The organism is Xanthobacter sp. SG618 (genome assembly GCF_012932745.1).
Taxonomy (GTDB): Bacteria; Pseudomonadota; Alphaproteobacteria; order Rhizobiales; family Xanthobacteraceae; genus Xanthobacter; species Xanthobacter flavus.
Genome location: NZ_JABBHL010000003.1, coordinates 440,989 through 457,109, shown reverse-complemented (window position 1 = coordinate 457,109; position 16,121 = coordinate 440,989). Strand labels below are relative to the sequence as shown.

At 68.4% G+C, this 16,121-nt stretch carries 11 protein-coding genes; 7 read left to right on the top strand and 4 right to left on the bottom strand.

The genetic code is table 11. The features are described from left to right. The first annotated feature begins 24 nt into the window (after nt 1-24). The 4 genes from fabF to gmk all read left to right on the top strand — a co-directional run bounded on the left by fabF (nt 25) and on the right by gmk (nt 4,476). The gene (gene fabF, locus FHT36_RS11485) at nt 25-1,287 is read left to right on the top strand and encodes a beta-ketoacyl-ACP synthase II (RefSeq protein ID WP_169122625.1); all 1,263 of its coding nucleotides are present in this window, start codon (nt 25-27) and stop codon (nt 1,285-1,287) included. A gap of 467 nt (nt 1,288-1,754) precedes the next feature. After that, a complete protein-coding gene (mltG, locus tag FHT36_RS11480) occupies nt 1,755-2,807 on the top strand; it encodes an endolytic transglycosylase MltG (protein WP_348644432.1) in 1,053 nt (350 codons plus the stop codon). Between the two features lie 92 nt (nt 2,808-2,899). Further along, entirely contained in the window at nt 2,900-3,769 is an 870-nt protein-coding gene (locus FHT36_RS11475; RefSeq protein ID WP_169122756.1) for a YicC/YloC family endoribonuclease, read from the top strand. 11 nt (nt 3,770-3,780) lie between these two features. Further along, nucleotides 3,781-4,476, top strand: coding sequence for a guanylate kinase (gene gmk / locus FHT36_RS11470; RefSeq protein ID WP_169122755.1), 696 nt, complete (start codon nt 3,781-3,783; stop codon nt 4,474-4,476). A gap of 21 nt (nt 4,477-4,497) precedes the next feature. On the opposite strand, the gene rnd is transcribed toward gmk, so the two are convergent. After that, complete coding sequence (gene rnd / locus FHT36_RS11465; protein WP_169122623.1) at nt 4,498-5,646, bottom strand: ribonuclease D; 1,149 nt, start codon at nt 5,644-5,646, stop codon at nt 4,498-4,500. A gap of 66 nt (nt 5,647-5,712) precedes the next feature. Further along, nucleotides 5,713-8,037 carry an EAL domain-containing protein gene (locus tag FHT36_RS11460; protein WP_169122622.1) on the bottom strand — a complete coding sequence of 775 codons (2,325 nt, stop codon included), beginning with the start codon at nt 8,035-8,037 and terminating at the stop codon, nt 5,713-5,715. Nucleotides 8,038-8,318: 281 nt separating this feature from the next. Here FHT36_RS11460 and aspS point away from each other — a divergent pair, with 281 nt between their 5' ends. Continuing rightward, on the top strand, nt 8,319-10,094 hold the full coding sequence (gene aspS / locus FHT36_RS11455; protein WP_169122621.1) for an aspartate--tRNA ligase: 1,776 nt from the start codon (nt 8,319-8,321) through the stop codon (nt 10,092-10,094). Nucleotides 10,095-10,199: 105 nt separating this feature from the next. Then, nucleotides 10,200-10,643 (top strand): DUF2059 domain-containing protein, encoded by a 444-nt coding sequence (locus FHT36_RS11450; RefSeq protein ID WP_169122620.1) that lies wholly within the window; start codon nt 10,200-10,202, stop codon nt 10,641-10,643. Between the two features lie 47 nt (nt 10,644-10,690). Here FHT36_RS11450 and FHT36_RS11445 read toward each other — a convergent pair whose 3' ends face one another. Beyond that, entirely contained in the window at nt 10,691-12,730 is a 2,040-nt protein-coding gene (locus tag FHT36_RS11445; RefSeq protein ID WP_169122619.1) for a hypothetical protein, read from the bottom strand. A 247-nt stretch (nt 12,731-12,977) separates the two neighbouring features. On the opposite strand from FHT36_RS11445, the gene FHT36_RS11440 reads away from it, so the two are divergent. Further along, the gene (locus FHT36_RS11440; protein ID WP_169122618.1) at nt 12,978-15,257 is read left to right on the top strand and encodes an NADP-dependent malic enzyme; all 2,280 of its coding nucleotides are present in this window, start codon (nt 12,978-12,980) and stop codon (nt 15,255-15,257) included. A gap of 69 nt (nt 15,258-15,326) precedes the next feature. On the opposite strand, the gene FHT36_RS11435 is transcribed toward FHT36_RS11440, so the two are convergent. Next, complete coding sequence (locus FHT36_RS11435; RefSeq protein WP_237355939.1) at nt 15,327-15,998, bottom strand: hypothetical protein; 672 nt, start codon at nt 15,996-15,998, stop codon at nt 15,327-15,329. Between the last annotated feature and the right edge of the window lie 123 nt (nt 15,999-16,121).

Here is a 16,121-nt window from a genome sequence, read left to right as displayed (position 1 = left end):
CGCCCGCCTCCCGGAGTTTTTCCCATGAGACGTGTTGTCGTCACCGGCCTCGGCATGGTGACGCCGCTCGCCTGCGGCGTCGAGCCGACCTGGCGGCGGCTTCTTGCCGGCGAAAGCGGTGTCAAGGCGATCAGCCATTTCGAGGTGTCCGACCTCGCGTGCAAGATCGCGGCGAACATTCCGCGCGGCGACGGGTCCGACGGCACCTACAATCCCGACCAGTGGATGGAGCCGAAGGAACAGCGCAAGGTCGATGAATTCATCGTCTTCGCCATGGCCGCGGCCACCCAGGCCCTGGACGATGCCGGCTGGCATCCCACGGAGTACGAGGACCAGATCGCCTCGGGCGTCCTGATCGGCTCCGGCATCGGCGGCATCGAGGGCATTGCGGATGCGTCTCTGCTGCTGAAGGATCGCGGCCCGCGCCGTATCTCGCCCTTCTTCATTCCTGGCCGGCTCATCAATCTCGCTGGCGGCTACGTCTCCATCCAGCACGGCCTCAAGGGACCGAACCACGCGGTGGTCACGGCCTGCTCCACCGGCGCCCATGCCATCGGCGACGCCGGCCGTCTGATCGCCCTCGGCGATGCCGACGTGATGGTCGCGGGCGGCACCGAATCGCCGGTCAACCGGCTCTCCATCGCCGGCTTCGCCGCGTGCAAGGCGCTCTGCACCGCCTTCAACGACGACCCCATCCACGCCTCGCGCCCCTACGACAAGGACCGCGACGGCTTCGTCATGGGCGAGGGCGCCGGTGTCGTGGTGCTTGAGGAGCTGGAGCACGCCAAGGCCCGCGGTGCCAAGATCTACGCCGAGCTGGTCGGCTACGGCCTTTCGGGCGATGCGTTCCACATCACCGCCCCGTCCATGGACGGCGACGGCGCCTATCGCTGCATGTCGGCGGCGCTGAAGCGCGCGGGGATGACGGCGGATGACATCGACTACATCAACGCCCACGGCACCTCCACCATGGCCGACGAGATCGAGCTGAAGGCGGTGGAGCGGCTGCTCGGCAATGCGGCGGCCAAGACCGCCATGTCGTCGACCAAGTCATCCATCGGCCACCTGCTCGGGGCCGCCGGCTCGGTGGAGGCGATCTTCTCCATCCTCGCCATCCGCGACCAGATCGCCCCGGCGACGCTGAATCTCGACAATCCGTCGGTGGAGACGCCGATTGATCTCGTGCCGCTGACGCCCAAGCCGCGCAAGATCGACGCCGTGCTCTCCAATTCCTTCGGCTTCGGCGGCACCAACGCGTCACTGGTCTTCCGCCGCTACGCCGCCTGATGCGGCCCGACGGCCGGGCTCGTGCCCGGCCGCACGACGCTGGGACAGCCTGCCCCCGTCACGCCCGAATGTCCCTTTAGCAAGCCGCCAAAAGGTGGCTGACTGCCCCGCCGACATGGCGGGAGCCTTCGCCGACGACAAGGGAGCCCGGGATGGCCCAGTCCAACGACGGATCATCGACGCGCGAGGAGCCGGGGGAGGCCGGGGGTGCGGCAGCCCCCACGTCGGCATCTTCCGAGCCTGCCGTGGCGCAATCTCACACCGGCGCTGGTGAGGAATCGCCGCTTCTGCCGAAGGGGCAGGTCCGTCCGCCCGCACCTCCAAGCGGTCCTGGTCCAGGCGATGCCAGCGCGTCCGCTCCTCCGATGCCCACCGGTCCCGCCCGCAGTTCGAAGCAGCGCAAGGCACCGCCGCGCCGTCCTCCGCCCAAGCCGCCGAAGCCCTCGCGCAGCGCGCGGCATCCGGCGGTGACCATCGGCAGCGGCATCTTCACCTTCCTGCTGTTCGTTTTCGTTGGGGTGGGGCTTGCCGGCTGGTACGGCCAGCGCGCCTTCACCGAGCCGGGCCCGCTGACCACCGAGAAGGTGGTGAACATTCCGCGCGGCGCCGGCGTGCGCGACATGGCCGAAATTCTGGAACGCGAGGGCGTGGTCCAGAGCTGGGTGCTGTTCGTTGCCGGGCAGAAGATCGCGCGGCCGGATGCCTCGCTGAAGGCGGGCGAATACGTGTTCAAGCCGGGCCAGTCGGTGGCGAGCGTCATCGACACCATCGCCTCCGGTAAGGTCGTGCTCCACCAGGTGACCATCCCCGAGGGACTGACCAGCCAGCAGGTGGTCAAGCGGCTCATGGACAATGACCTGCTCACCGGCACCCCCGCCGTGCCGCAGGAAGGTACGCTGCTGCCCGAGACCTATCGCATCCATCGCGGCATGACCCGTGACGCGGTGCTGCAGGAGATGGCGGACGCGCAGAAGAAGTTGCTCGCGACCATCTGGGCCAAGCGCGCGCCGGACGTGCCGCTCAAGAGCCCGCAGGAGCTCGTCACCCTCGCCTCCATCGTGGAGAAGGAGACCGGGCAGGCCGACGAGCGGCCCAAGGTCGCCGCCGTCTTCGTCAACCGCCTGACCAAGAAGATGCGGCTTCAGTCCGATCCGACGATCATCTACGGCATCGTCGGCGGCAGGGGCTCGCTCGGCCGCCCGATCTCGCGCACCGACATCGCCACGGCGACCGCCTACAACACCTATGCCATCGACGGCCTGCCGCCCGGCCCCATCTGCAATCCGGGCAAGGACGCGCTGATGGCGGCGGCCAACCCACCGAAGACGAAGGATCTGTTCTTCGTCGCCGACGGCACCGGCGGGCACGCCTTCGCCGAGACGCTGGCCGACCACAACAAGAACGTCGCCCGCTGGCGGGCGATCGAGCAGGGCGCAGCCCCGGCGCAAAGCGGGCAGCCGCCCGCCGCGCCGGCCGCCACACCTTCGGCCGCGACCCCTCCGGCCGCTTCTGGCCGCTGAACAACACGGAGACGGCAATGGCCGCGGGACCGATCATCAAGCGCGCAGCGGTCTCGGCCGGGAAGGTGGAGCCGAGGACGCCGCTCGCCAGCATGACCGGCTTCGCCCGCGTCTCCGGCTCGCACGGGCCGTGGCGCTTCGGCTGGGAGGTGCGCTCGGTCAACGGCAAGGGCCTCGACCTGCGCCTGCGCCTGCCGCCCGGCTTCGAGGCACTGGAATCGGACGTGCGCAGCCGCACCGGGCAGGTGCTCTCCCGTGGCTCCGTCGCCGCCAATCTCACCGCGACCCGTGAGGGTGAGGCCTCCACCGTCCGCGTCAACCAGGGCGCGCTCGAGGCACTCTACCGCGCCATGGCCGAGAGCGCGCGCCGCCTCGGCGCCGCCGCGCCGACCCTTGATTCGCTTCTTGCTGTGAAGGGGATGGTGGAAATCACCGAGGCCGAGGACAGCGAGGAGGAGCGCCGCGCCCTCATGGCCGCCGTGCTGGACGCCTTCGACCGGGCGCTGGCCGAGCTCGGCACCATGCGCGAGCGGGAAGGCAGCGCCCTCAACTCCGTCCTCACCGAGCGGCTCGATTCCATCACAGGCCTCGTCTCCCGCGCCGAGCGCCTGCCCGAGCGCTCGGCCGAGGCGGTGAAGGCGCGCATCGCCGATCAGGTGCGGGTGCTGATGGAGGCCGCCTCCCTCGATCCGGATCGTCTCCACCAGGAGGCGATTCTCGCCGTCACCAAGGCCGACGTGCGCGAGGAACTCGACCGCCTCGTCGCCCACATCGCTGCCGCGCGCGATCTGATGGCCGCGGGTGGCCCGGTCGGGCGGCGGCTGGATTTCCTCGCCCAGGAGTTCAACCGCGAGGCGAACACCCTGTGCTCAAAGTCCAATTCCGTGGCGCTTACGCAGATCGGGCTTGACCTCAAGCTGCTCGTGGATCAGTTCCGCGAGCAGATCCAGAACCTAGAGTGAAGTCCGCCGCGATGCCCAACTCCGCCTCATCTTCCGTGTCGTCGCACTTCGCGCTGCCGGGCTGGAAGCCGGGCTCCGGGGTTCTGGCGCGCCGCGGGTTGATGCTGGTGCTTTCCTCCCCTTCTGGCGCGGGCAAGACCACGCTGTCCCGCCTGCTGCTGAAGAGCGACGACCGCATCACCATGTCGGTCTCGGTGACGACCCGCGCGCCGCGGCCGGGCGAGGAGCACGGCAAGGACTATTTCTTCGTCGATCGCGACACCTTCCAGCGGATGCGCGACGAAGGCGAGCTGCTGGAGCACGCCACGGTGTTCGAGAACCTGTACGGCACCCCGCGCGGGGCCGTGGAGCAGGCGCTCTCCGCCGGGCGGGATGTGCTGTTCGACATCGACTGGCAGGGCACCCAGCAATTGGGCGAGAGCGCGCAGCAGGACCTGGTGAAGGTCTTCATCCTGCCGCCCTCCGCTGCCGATCTTGAGCAGCGGCTGAGGTCGCGGGCGCAGGATTCCGAGGAGGTCGTGCACCAGCGCATGGCCAAGGCGTCGGACGAGATCAGCCACTACACCGAATACGACTACATCATCATCAATCACGACGTGGAAGACAGCCTCGCCAAGCTCACCGCCATCCTCCAGGCGGAGCGGCTGAAGCGGCGGCGGCTCACGGGGCTTTCCAGCTTCGTGAAGGGCCTGCGCGACCACCTCTGAGGTGCGGCGGCCCGGTGGCGGCTATTTCTGGACCGCCACCACCTTGCCCTTGTCCACGGCGAGGGCGAGCTGCCCGGCTTTGAGCGCGAGGGCGTGCACGCCGAACAATTCGCGCCGCCAGCCCTTCAGCGCCGGCACGTCGGCCTCGTCGCTCACCGCGATGCGCTCCAGATCCTCTGTCGTCGCGATCACCTTGGCGGCGACGGCGTTCTGCTCCGCCGTCATGCGCAGCAGCACCTTCAGCAGCTCCACCGTGGCGCTGGCGCCGTTGGGCAGGGGCTTGTCGCGCTCGATGCGGGGCAGGGTCTTGGGATCGCGGGCGACACCGCGCTTCACCGCCTCCAGCACCGCCTCGCCATAACGCGAGCGCTCGAAGCCCTTGGGCAGGGAGCGCAGCTCCGCGAGGCGTTCCGGGGTCTGCGGCTGCTGTACCGCGATCTCCCCGATCACCTCGTCCTTGATGACCCGGCCGCGCGGCAGGTCGCGGGTCTGGGCCTCCCGCTCGCGCCAGGCGGCGACTTCCACCAGCACCGCGAGCTCGCGCGGCTTGCGGACGCGGGACTTGAGCCGTTCCCACGCCTGTTCGGGATGCTGCTCATAGGTGGCGGGGGAGGTGAGGACGTGCATCTCCTCGCCCACCCACTCGCCGCGACCGCGGGCGTCGAGGTCCGCCGTGAGCTTGATGTAGATGTCCCGTAGGTGCGTGACATCGGCGATGGCGTAGGTGATCTGCGCCTGGCTCAGCGGCCGGCGCGACCAGTCCGTGAAGCGTGAGGACTTGTCGAGGCTGTGGCCGACAGTGCGCTGGACCAACTGGTCGTAGGAGATGCTGTCGCCGTACCCCAGAACCATCGCCGCCACCTGGGTGTCGAACACCGGGTGGGGAATCAGGCGCGCCTGATGCCAGATGATCTCGATGTCCTGCCGTCCGGCATGGAATACCTTCATCACCCGCTCATTGCCCATGAGCCGGTAGAACGGGGCAAGATCCAGCCCCTCCGAGAGCGCATCGATGAGGATGGCCTCTTCAGAAGATGCAACCTGCACCACGCACAACTTCGGCCAGAAGGTGCTTTCCCGCAGGAATTCGGTGTCGACGGTGACGAAGGGGTGTCGCGCAAGACGCTCGCAGGCAGCTGCCAGCGCCTCGGTCGAGGTGATGGGGTCCATCCGTCAAACATACCCACGCCGACGCGTTCGGCAAACGGAATGTGGCATGATGTTGTCGGAAAGGCGTCAGGCGGCCGAAGCGCAGGCGCGGCGGAGGGCTTCCTCTGCGGAGCCCGGACGGCCCAGCAGATAGCCCTGAAGATGCGAGCAGCCCTCGGTCGTGAGCAGCCGCCGCTGGCCCTCGGTCTCGACTCCTTCGGCCGTGCAGCGCAGCCCGAGGGTACGGGCGAGGCCGATGATGGCGCGCACGATGGCGAGGCTCTGCGGCGAGGTCTCCACCTGCTCGATGAAGGAGCGATCCACCTTGATGCGGCCGATGCTGAGCGTCCTGAGGTATCCGAGGGAGGAATAGCCGGTGCCGAAATCATCGAGCGCGACGGTGATTCCCTCCTCGCTGAACTGCTCCAGCGTCGCCCGCACCATCGGCCCCTCGTGCAGCAGGGTGCTTTCGGTGATCTCCACCTCCAGCCGGGAGGGGGCGAGGCCCGAGCTTTCCAGTGCGCTGCGCACCTGCCGGAAGGCCTCCGCCCCCCGGAACTGGATCGGCGAGAGGTTGACCGAGACGAACAGGTCGTCGGGCCAGGCGGTTGCGGCGGCGCAGGCCTCGGTGAGAACCCAGGCGCCCAACGGCAGAATGAGCCCGGTTTCCTCGGCAATCGGGATGAAGCTGGTCGGGTTGACCAGCCCGCGCTCGGGATGCCGCCAGCGCAGCAGCGCCTCGAACCCGGCGATGCGGCCTGATTCGGCCTCCACGATGGGCTGGTAGAGCAGGAAGAACTGGCGCTCCCGCCACGCGGTCTGGAGATCCACCTCCATCTCGCGGCGCTCGCGCACCAGGCGCTCCATTTCCTCGACGAAGACTCGGGCGATGCCGCGGCCGTCGGTCTTGGCGCGGTAGAGCGCGAGGTCCGCGTTCTTGAGCAGTTCGGCAACCCCGGCCCCGTCGCGCGGCGACATCACGATGCCGATGCTGCACCCGCTGATGATCCGGTGGAGCCCGATGTGGACCGGCGTGCGCAGCCCCTCGATCAGGCGCTGGGCGAATTCCGTCGCCTCGGCCTCGTGCGTCACTCCCGCCAGAACGACGGCGAACTCGTCTCCGCCGAGGCGGGCGGAGAAATCGTCCGGGCCAAGCATGGTGCGGATGCGCTCGGCGAGCTCCGTCAGCATGGTGTCGCCGGCGTCGTGGCCGAGGGTGTCGTTGACCGCCTTGAAATAATCGAGGTCGAGATAGAGCAGGGCGAAGGGCGTCGCGCCGCCCCGCGCATTCAGCAGCGCGGACAGGCGCTCGGCGAAGGCAAGGCGGTTGGGCAGGCCGGTCAGCATGTCGATCCGCGCCATGGCGTGCTGGGTCACGGCGAAGGCTCGCTCGTCCCGCAGATGCCGGCCGAGGCCCCAGGCGACCAGAACGATGGTGAGGCAGAGCAGCCCGGCGGCGACGATCAGCGGCGTCGCGCGCTGCCACATGAGGATATCCAGAGCGGCGACGCTGTCGCTCACCACCACCGCCAGCGGCAGATCGCTCACGGGGTGGACGGCAGCGATGCGAGCCTTTTCATCCAGCGTTCCGGCGGGGAGCTGGGTCATCTGGCCGGTCCCGAACACCGCCGCCGCAGTTCGCGCGCGAACTGCGGAATCGCGTGGGGGCACGCCGGCGGAGCCGGGATGGCGGGCGAGCAGCGCGCCGTCGGAACGGATCAGCGCGATCATGCCGTCGTGTCCAAGCCGGATGCCGCCGTAGAAGCGCTCGAAATACGATTGCTCCATGGCGCCGAGCACCAAGCCGAGGAAGCGGCCGGAACTGTTGGCGAAGCGCTTGGCGAGATAGATGGTGACGGTGCCGCTCCCCCGGTTCGGGACCGGCTCGCTCAGGAAGATATCCGGTCCCTTCATCCCTTCGAGGGCCAGGAAATAGTCGCGGTCGGACACGTTGACCTTGGGAATGGGCCAATAGCGCGAAAAATTGAGCAGCTGGCCCGTCTGGTCGATGACGGTGACGGCATCGATGAAGGGCAGCCCGGATATCTTCTCCCGCAACCGGGAATGAACGTCTTCCGTCGACATGGCGTCCGTGAGCTGGGCCCGTGTCTCGATGTCCCTTTCCCGGACATGGGTGATGAGGTCGTCCTGGATGAGGCCGACGCTCTGGAACGCCCGGGCGGTCTGCTCCGACAGCGTCACGGCCAGGTTTTCGAGTTCACGGGCGCGATCGGCGGTCCCATCGTCCCACAGATTCGTCACGAGGAGACTGGTGGCGGCGATGACGCAGCCGATCAGGGCCGCAGCAATCAGGGCCAGCCACAAAGGCCCGTGTAGGGCTGGTCCAGCCACGTCCTGCGGCCCGGTCTCGCGCCCGTTCGGCGTCTCCATCCAGGCCTCGCTCTCCGTCACGCCCGCACCCGCACGACCCATCGATTGAGACACGGCAGCACCGAACGTACATCCTTCGCACATGGCTGAACAAGACTGCGCGCTTGACACGGGCGGGATCGCATGCACCTTCGCCCCGCCTTAGACGCGGACTTTCGAGCCGTGGCGCGCGGTGACGCGGCGCCCGGCGCGCAAGCGGCGCCTCGGGCGTCCGGTGCGCGCCAATGGCCTGCGCGCGGGCGTCCGGGCTGCAGGGCCTTTCGCCCCGTGTCTTCCCCGTTCAGCCTTGAAAGGGCGACCCCATGCACCGTTACCGCTCACATACCTGCGGCGCGCTTTCGACCGCCGAGGTGGGCCAGATCGTCCGCCTGTCCGGCTGGTGCCACCGCATCCGCGACCATGGCGGCGTGCTGTTCATCGACCTGCGCGACCATTACGGCCTCACCCAGGTGGTGGTGGACCCGGACAGCCCCGCTTTCAAGGGCGCGGAGAAGGCGCGCTCCGAATGGGTGATCCGCATCGACGGCAAGGTGCGTCCGCGCCCCGAGGGCACCGAGAACCCGGACCTGACCACCGGTGCCGTCGAGGTCTATGCCCTCGAGCTGGAAGTGCTCGGCCCGGCGGCCGAGCTGCCGCTGCCGGTGTTCGGCGACGTGGAATATCCGGAAGAGACGCGGCTCAAGTACCGCTTCCTCGACCTGCGCCGCGAGAAGCTCCACCGCAACATCATGACCCGCGGCGCGATCATCGATGCCATGCGCCGGCGCATGAAGGATCAGGGCTTCTTCGAGTTCCAGACGCCCATCCTCACCGCCTCCTCGCCGGAGGGCGCGCGTGACTTCCTGGTGCCGAGCCGCCTGCACCCCGGCAAGTTCTATGCGCTGCCGCAGGCGCCGCAGCAGTACAAGCAGCTCATCATGATGAGCGGCTTCGACCGCTACTTCCAGATCGCCCCCTGCTTCCGCGACGAGGACCCGCGCGCCGACCGCCTGCCGGGCGAGTTCTACCAGCTCGACCTGGAGATGAGCTTCGTTGAGCAGGAAGACGTGTTCGCCGCCATGGAGCCGGTCATCACCGGCGTGTTCGAGGAGTTCGCTGGCGGCAAGCCGGTGACCAAGAACTGGCCGCGCATTCCCTATGCGGAAGCCCTGCGCAAATACGGCACCGACAAGCCGGACCTGCGCAACCCGCTGGTCATGCAGAACGTGTCGGACCATTTCCGCGGTTCGGGCTTCAAGGTGTTCGCCCGCATGCTGGAGGTGGAGAAGAACGAGGTGTGGGCGATCCCCGGCCCCGGCGGCGGCTCCCGCGCCTTCTGCGACCGCATGAACAGCTGGGCGCAGGGAGAGGGCCAGCCGGGCCTCGGCTACATCATGTGGCGCGAAGGCGGGGAGGGCGCCGGCCCGCTCGCCAACAATATCGGCCCCGAGCGTACCGAGGCGATCCGCGAACAGCTCGGCCTCAAGGCCGGCGACGCCGCCTTCTTCGTGGCGGGCGACCCGGACAAGTTCGTCAAGTTCGCCGGTCTTGCCCGCACCAAGGTGGGCGAGGAGCTGAACCTCGTCGACAAGGACCGCTTCGAGCTGGCCTGGATCGTCGATTTCCCCTTCTACGAATATTCGGAGGAGGAGAAGAAGGTGGACTTCTCCCACAACCCCTTCTCCATGCCGCAGGGCGGGCTCGAGGCGCTGAACACGCAGGACCCGCTGACCATCAAGGCGTTCCAGTACGATATCGCCTGCAATGGCTACGAGATCGCCTCCGGCGGCATCCGCAACCATCGCCCCGAGGCCATGGTGAAGGCGTTCGAGCTGGCCGGCTATGATGAGGCGACCGTGGTAGAGCGCTTCGGCGGCATGTACCGCGCGTTCCAGTATGGCGCCCCGCCCCATGGCGGCATGGCGGCGGGCGTGGACCGCATCGTGATGCTCCTGTGCGGCACCACCAACCTGCGCGAAATCTCCATCTTCCCCATGAACCAGCAGGCGCTCGACCTGCTCATGGGTGCGCCCAACGAAGCGAGCCCGAAGCAGCTGCGCGAGCTCCACATCCGCCCCGCGCCGCAGGCCAAGGGCTGACGCGCGGGGACCAAGGGGCTGGAGGGCGGGCGTCTTCGGTGGCATAGCTGCCCGGCGGGAGGCACATGCGCGGAGAGCGCAGGGCCTTCCTCGGGAGGAAGCCCCATGAAGACCTTTCGCGCGGTGCTGCTCGTCGCGGCGCTGCTGATTCCCGCCGCCGCCCACGCGGACGAGGCATCCGACAAGGCCGCGCTGGCGCGGCAGGTGGTCGATTTTGCCGTCGTTCCCGGCCTTGAGAAGCATTTCGGCCGCATGATCGGCCAGGCGGCGGAGAAGCTTCCCGCCGACAAGCGGGACGCTGCGCGTGCCGCGCTCACGACGGAGTCCGCGAGCATCCGGGAGGACCTCGTGGGGGTCTTCGCCGGCTATTACGCCGATTCCTACAGCCTGTCCGAGCTCAAGGAGCTGGCCGCCTTCTATGGCAGCCCCCTCGGCCGGAAGATGGTGCAGGTGCAGGAAAATCCGCCGGAAGCGGTCAACATGGCCGTTCAGCAGCAGATCCTGAAGCTGGTGGCTTTTCTCAGCGCGACGACCGGCGGCCCCCGCTGAGGGGCGCCGCCTGAAGCCGGTTCATCCCGTCGTGCGCTTCAGCGCACTCAGGGCGCCGTGGCGGTCGCCTCGAAGGTGAAGGTCTCCAGCAGCACTGTCGGGTCGCCCGAGGAGGCGAGGGCGATCAGGGGCACGAAGCCCTTGGGCTTCGCCGTCACCTTCAGCGTCCCCGGATTGCGCAGGAACGACACCATGGCGGCACCCACCGGCGCCATCTCGGGCATGCCTTCCTCCATCTCGGCGGCGAAGGCCTCCGCGAGGGAGAGGACCTGCTCGCGGTAGTCCGCCTCGCTCATCCCGGCCGCCTTGGCGAACTGGGCGTACATGAGCTTGGCGAGCCCGAGGTCCGTCAACGTCACCGTCACGGGGCCGGCACCGATGGCCGGCAGCTCGTTGACGAAGCTGCCAGCGTCGGAGAAGGCCGACTGCGGCACGTCGGACAGCTTGGTCTCGATGGTGACGCGGAAGGCGTCCTTCACCTCGGTGGTGATGGGGGCCAGCGTCAGGCTGCTCTCGTTGACGTCATAGAAAGCCTTGGCGCCGAGGGAGACCGTGGCCCGCTTCATGCCAGCGTTGATGAGATAGGTGAAGGGCTCGCCATCCTCCGGCCGGATCGGCCCGGAGACATCGGTCAGCGCGAAGTCCACATAGGACGGCAGCACGCCCAGCGACCCGCCCCAGGACAGCGAGAGATTGCCGATCTTCACCGGCTCGTCCTTGGCGTCCCCCTCGCCATAGGGGACCTCCAGATTCTTGATGTCGAGCCCCGAAATCACCCGGAACAGCACCAGCGCTGTGGTGCGAGAGGGGCTCTGTGCCTCGGCGGCGAGCGCGGCCAGCTGGTTGAAATCGAGCTGGCGCACGGCGAGGCGGCCGATCTTGCCGGTGCCGCCTTCGGTCGTCTTGCCGTCCGCCCGCTCCAGCACGAACCCGTCGAGCACGCCGTTGGCGAGGCCGTCCATGCGGATCAGGCCCACATGCCCGGTCTCACCCTTGTCCGTGGTGTAGGCCTCCGTGACCGCGATGGTGGAGAAGGAGAGACCGCCGATGGTGTCGCGCAGCAGCTCGGCGGCGCGGCGGCTGTCCTCGACGGACGGATTGGCCGGCGGCTTCGTCACCAGCGCCTGGAACTTCGCCAGCCGCCCGGCATCGAAGGCCGAGGGGCGGATGGCGAAATTCTCCATCAGCATGGAGGCGCCGCCTTGGGTGGCGCCGCCTTCCTGGGAGATCACGTAGGGGCCGGTGACCACCTTGCCGTAGATGCGCCCATAGGTGTCGGCGGCCTTGCCGACGGGGCCGCCCGGCTGGGTCATCAGCAGCAGCGGCGCGGTGTCGATCTGCGCGGCGACCAGCCCCTCGATGCGCAGGTTGAACTTCGCCGGGGTGCCCTGGCCGTCGGCGGGCGCCGCGCCGGGCAGCACATAGGCGGCGGTCGAGCGGTCGATGATGAGGCTGCGGATCGCGCCGGCATTGATGCCTTCGGCGGCGAGATTGGTGTAGGTGGCCTCCATGGGCGGCGCGCCGGCCGGCGCCATGCGCACCCGCGCTTCGGGGATCGTCACCTTGGCGGCGGTGGTCGCCGCCAGCTGGCGCAGGGCGACGCGCAGGGCGCCATAGGCGCCGCCGCCTTCACCGGCGGCGATCAGGGTCATGGGACCGTTGTAGCGGTCGATCATCACCTGCGGCAGGCTGTAGCTGACCATGCCGCCCTGTGCGGCGTCGCCGGTGAGCGTCACTTCCACGCCGTCGAGGTCGAGAGCCTCCAGCGTCACGCGCCGGTCAATGGGCTTCTCGCTGCCCCGCGCCACGAGGCGGGCGATCTTCACGGCGGCGGTGCCGTCGGCCGAGGCGATGGCGATGCCCGAGACCGTCACGGCGCGGTCAGTGGGGTCGAAGCCGGCATCCGTGAAGGAGGCCTTGCTGCCAGCCGCGCGGATGCCGGCAAACGCCTGGTCCACTTCCGCCCGCACCTTGGCCCGCGACCAGGCGGCGAAGCCGAACCAGCCGCCCGCCCCCAGCACGGCGACGATACCGATCGCAACGGCGACCTTCGTCCCGATTCCGCGCCCCGCCTTCCCCTCGGTCATGTCCATTCCTTTCGGGCCAATGCCCGCATTAAACCGCCTGCCGCGCGGCCAAACGGCCGGATTCCGGGCGCTCACGTCGCGGGCAGTCATCAGACCCGCCCAAGATCGCGGCACCTGCGCCCGTCAGACCCGTCATGCGTGCGCAACATAACCTAATTTGTGCGGTCCACCGTGACATAAGCATGCGTGGCAGTTAGGTTGCCGCCCGATTTTCCGCGACGTTCGTTATTCACGAAGGGGGAGGGGCATGGCGTCCAACATTTCCGATGATCTGCGTTCGGGCGCACTTTATTACCATCGCACGCCGCGGCCAGGAAAGCTTGAGATCCAGGCCACCAAGCCCCTCGGGAATCAGCGGGATTTGGCGCTCGCCTATTCGCCCGGCGTCGCCGCCGCGTGCGAGGCCATTGCCGCCGATCCCCTGCAGGCCGCCGAGCTGACAATCCGTTCGAATCTCGTGGGCGTCGTCTCCAACGGCACTGCCGTGCTCGGCCTCGGCAATATCGGCCCGCTCGCCGGCAAGCCGGTGATGGAGGGCAAGGCCGTCCTGTTCAAGAAATTCGCCGGCATCGACGTGTTCGACATCGAGATCGATGCCCTGACCGTCGAGCGCATGGTGGACGTGGTGAGCGCGCTCGAGCCCACCTTCGGCGGCATCAACCTCGAGGACATCAAGGCGCCCGAGTGCTTCGAGGTGGAAGCCCAGCTGCGCCAGCGCATGAAGATCCCGGTCTTCCACGACGACCAGCACGGCACCGCCATCATCGTCGCGGCCGCCGTGCGCAACGCGCTTGAGATCGGCAATCGCAAGATCGAGGATCTGAAGATCGTCACCTCGGGCGCCGGCGCCGCCGCGCTCGCCTGCCTCGGCCTCCTCGTCACGCTCGGCGCGAAGAAGGAGAACATCTGGGTCACCGACATCGAGGGCGTGGTCTATGACGGCCGCAACACCCTCATGGATCCCTACAAGGAGATCTATGCCCAGAAGACCGACAAGCGCAGCCTCGACGAGGTGATCGAAGGCGCGCACATCTTCCTCGGCCTCTCCGCCGGCGGCGTGCTGAAGCCGGAGATGGTGAAGAAGATGGCGGACAAGCCGCTCATCCTCGCCCTCGCCAATCCCATGCCCGAGATCATGCCCGAGGCCGCCCGCGAGGCGCGCCCGGATGCCATGATCTGCACCGGCCGGTCGGATTTCCCGAACCAGGTCAACAACGTCCTGTGCTTCCCCTACATCTTCCGCGGCGCGCTGGATGTCGGCGCCACCGACATCAATGCCGAGATGAAGATGGCGGCGGTGGAAGCCCTCGCCGCGCTCGCCCGCGAGACTCCGTCGGACGTGGTGGCCCGCGCCTATGGCGGTGAAAGCCGCACTTTCGGCTCCGATTCGCTCATTCCCTCGCCGTTCGATCCGCGCCTCATCCTGCGCATCGCGCCGGCGGTGGCGAAGGCGGCCATGGACACCGGCGTTGCGACGCGTCCCATCGCCGACATGGACGCCTATATCGACCGGCTGGACACCTTCGTGTTCCGCTCCGGCTTCATCATGCGTCCGCTGTTCGCCAAGGCGAAGCAGTCCATCAAGCGCGTGATCTATGCCGAGGGTGAGGACGAGCGCGTCCTGCGCGCCGTCCAGGCGGTGGTCGAGGAAGGCATCGCCCGGCCCATCATCGTCGCCCGCCCGAGCGTGGTGGATACCCGCCTGAAGCGCTTCGGCCTCTCCATCCAGCCCGGCCGCGACTTCGACCTCATCAACCCCGAGGACGATCCGCGCTACCGCGACTACGTGCGCGATTATGTCGAGGTGGCCGGCCGCCGCGGCGTGACGCCGGATGCCGCCCGCACGCTGGTCCGCACCCATCCCACCGTGATCGCGGCGCTGGCCGTCCATCGCGGCGAGGCGGATGCGATGCTCTGCGGCATCGAGGGTCGCTTCGTGCGCCACCTCCGGCAGGTGCGCGATATCATCGGCCTCGCCCCCGGCGTCAAGGAACTGGCGGCGCTTTCGCTGCTCATCACCTCCAAGGGCAATTTCTTCATCTGCGACACGCAGATCCAGACCGAGCCTACCGCCGCGGACCTCGCCGAGATGACGGTGCTGGCCGCTGCCCACGTCCGCCGCTTCGGTCTGGAGCCGCGGGTGGCGCTGCTCTCGCACTCCAATTTCGGCAGCCACGAGACGCTCTCGGCCAAGCGCGTCCGCTCGGCCCTCTCCATCATCCGCGAGCGCGACCCGGACCTTCAGGTCGACGGAGAAATGCAGGCGGATGCAGCACTTGTGGAAGATATCCGCAAGAAGTCCTTCCCCCATTCCGGGCTGACCGGGGTGGCCAATGTGCTGGTGATGCCGGACCTCGACGCGGCCGACATCGCCTTCAACATGATCAAGGTGCTGGGCGATGCCCTGCCGGTCGGACCCATCCTGATGGGCACCGCGAAGCCGGCCCACATCCTCGGCCCGTCGGTGACGACCCGCGGCGTGGTCAACATGACCGCCGTGGCCGTCGCCGAGGCGCAGACGGACTGACAAGTATCTGAAAGGACGGAACTTTCCTCCTCCCCGCGCGGGAGGGGGAAAGGCCCCCGGCGAGGCGCTTCAGCGCGATGGCGGGGGGCCGAGGATGCCCGCAGTGTAGCGCTCGATCAGGGCGCTGAAGGGGGTGCCGTCGGGCAGGGTCAGCACCGCCCGGTGGCTCAGCACGAAGGCCGGCAGGGGCAGCGCGGCGCCGGGGGCGGGCTTGAAGCCGGTCTCGTCAGCCGGCATCCACAGCACTGTGGAATCGAGGGTTTTGCGCCGGAAATCGAGGGGTCTCACCACCTTGCCGAACGGGGTATCGGTGGTGTCCAGCACCTGGTTCATGTCCGGTGTCAGTTTTTCCGGCAGATAAAAGTTATCCGCCTCCGACAAAACCGTGGGTCCGCACACCAGCCGCACCCGGCGGTGCCGCACCGGCGTGTCGGGTCCGGCGCCGAGCAGCGCGCGCACCTCCGGGGGGGCGGCGCCCTCCCGCTCGTAGACCCGCTCGGCCACCACCTTGGACGGATCGGAGATGCCGCGGGTGGCGCACCAGCGCTCCAGGGTGGCGGTGGCGCTGGGATGGGAGAGGAGGTCGGCGTTCAGCGCCTCCACCAGCTCCTGCGCCTGCTGGCGGGCGGAAGCGGTGTCTGGCCATTGGGCCTCGAGCGCGTGGGCCGGCACCATCAGGCAGGCGGCCAGCATCAGCGGCACCAGAAATGGCAGGCCGGACGGAAAGCCGGGCGGAAACATGGGATCGCGGACCCTCCAGAGCGACGCGCCAGCGCGCCACCCCTCTCCATACCGCAGCGCGAAGCCGCTTTCCATGGCGCCGCCGCCCCCGCCCTTTGGCTGAGACAGCAGCACGCAGCGCAA

Bases quoted from the DNA above. Each gene is read 5' to 3' on its own strand.
- FHT36_RS11475 (WP_169122756.1), top strand. From the start codon at position 2,900: ATGACCGGCTTCGCCCGCGTCTCCGGCTCGCACGGGCCGTGGCGCTTC.
- rnd (WP_169122623.1), bottom strand. From the start codon at position 5,646: ATGGACCCCATCACCTCGACCGAGGCGCTGGCAGCTGCCTGCGAGCGT.
- FHT36_RS11450 (WP_169122620.1), top strand. From the start codon at position 10,200: ATGAAGACCTTTCGCGCGGTGCTGCTCGTCGCGGCGCTGCTGATTCCC.
- fabF (WP_169122625.1), top strand. From the start codon at position 25: ATGAGACGTGTTGTCGTCACCGGCCTCGGCATGGTGACGCCGCTCGCC.
- FHT36_RS11445 (WP_169122619.1), bottom strand. From the start codon at position 12,730: ATGACCGAGGGGAAGGCGGGGCGCGGAATCGGGACGAAGGTCGCCGTT.
- FHT36_RS11440 (WP_169122618.1), top strand. From the start codon at position 12,978: ATGGCGTCCAACATTTCCGATGATCTGCGTTCGGGCGCACTTTATTAC.
- FHT36_RS11435 (WP_237355939.1), bottom strand. From the start codon at position 15,998: ATGTTTCCGCCCGGCTTTCCGTCCGGCCTGCCATTTCTGGTGCCGCTG.
- aspS (WP_169122621.1), top strand. From the start codon at position 8,319: ATGCACCGTTACCGCTCACATACCTGCGGCGCGCTTTCGACCGCCGAG.
- gmk (WP_169122755.1), top strand. From the start codon at position 3,781: ATGCCCAACTCCGCCTCATCTTCCGTGTCGTCGCACTTCGCGCTGCCG.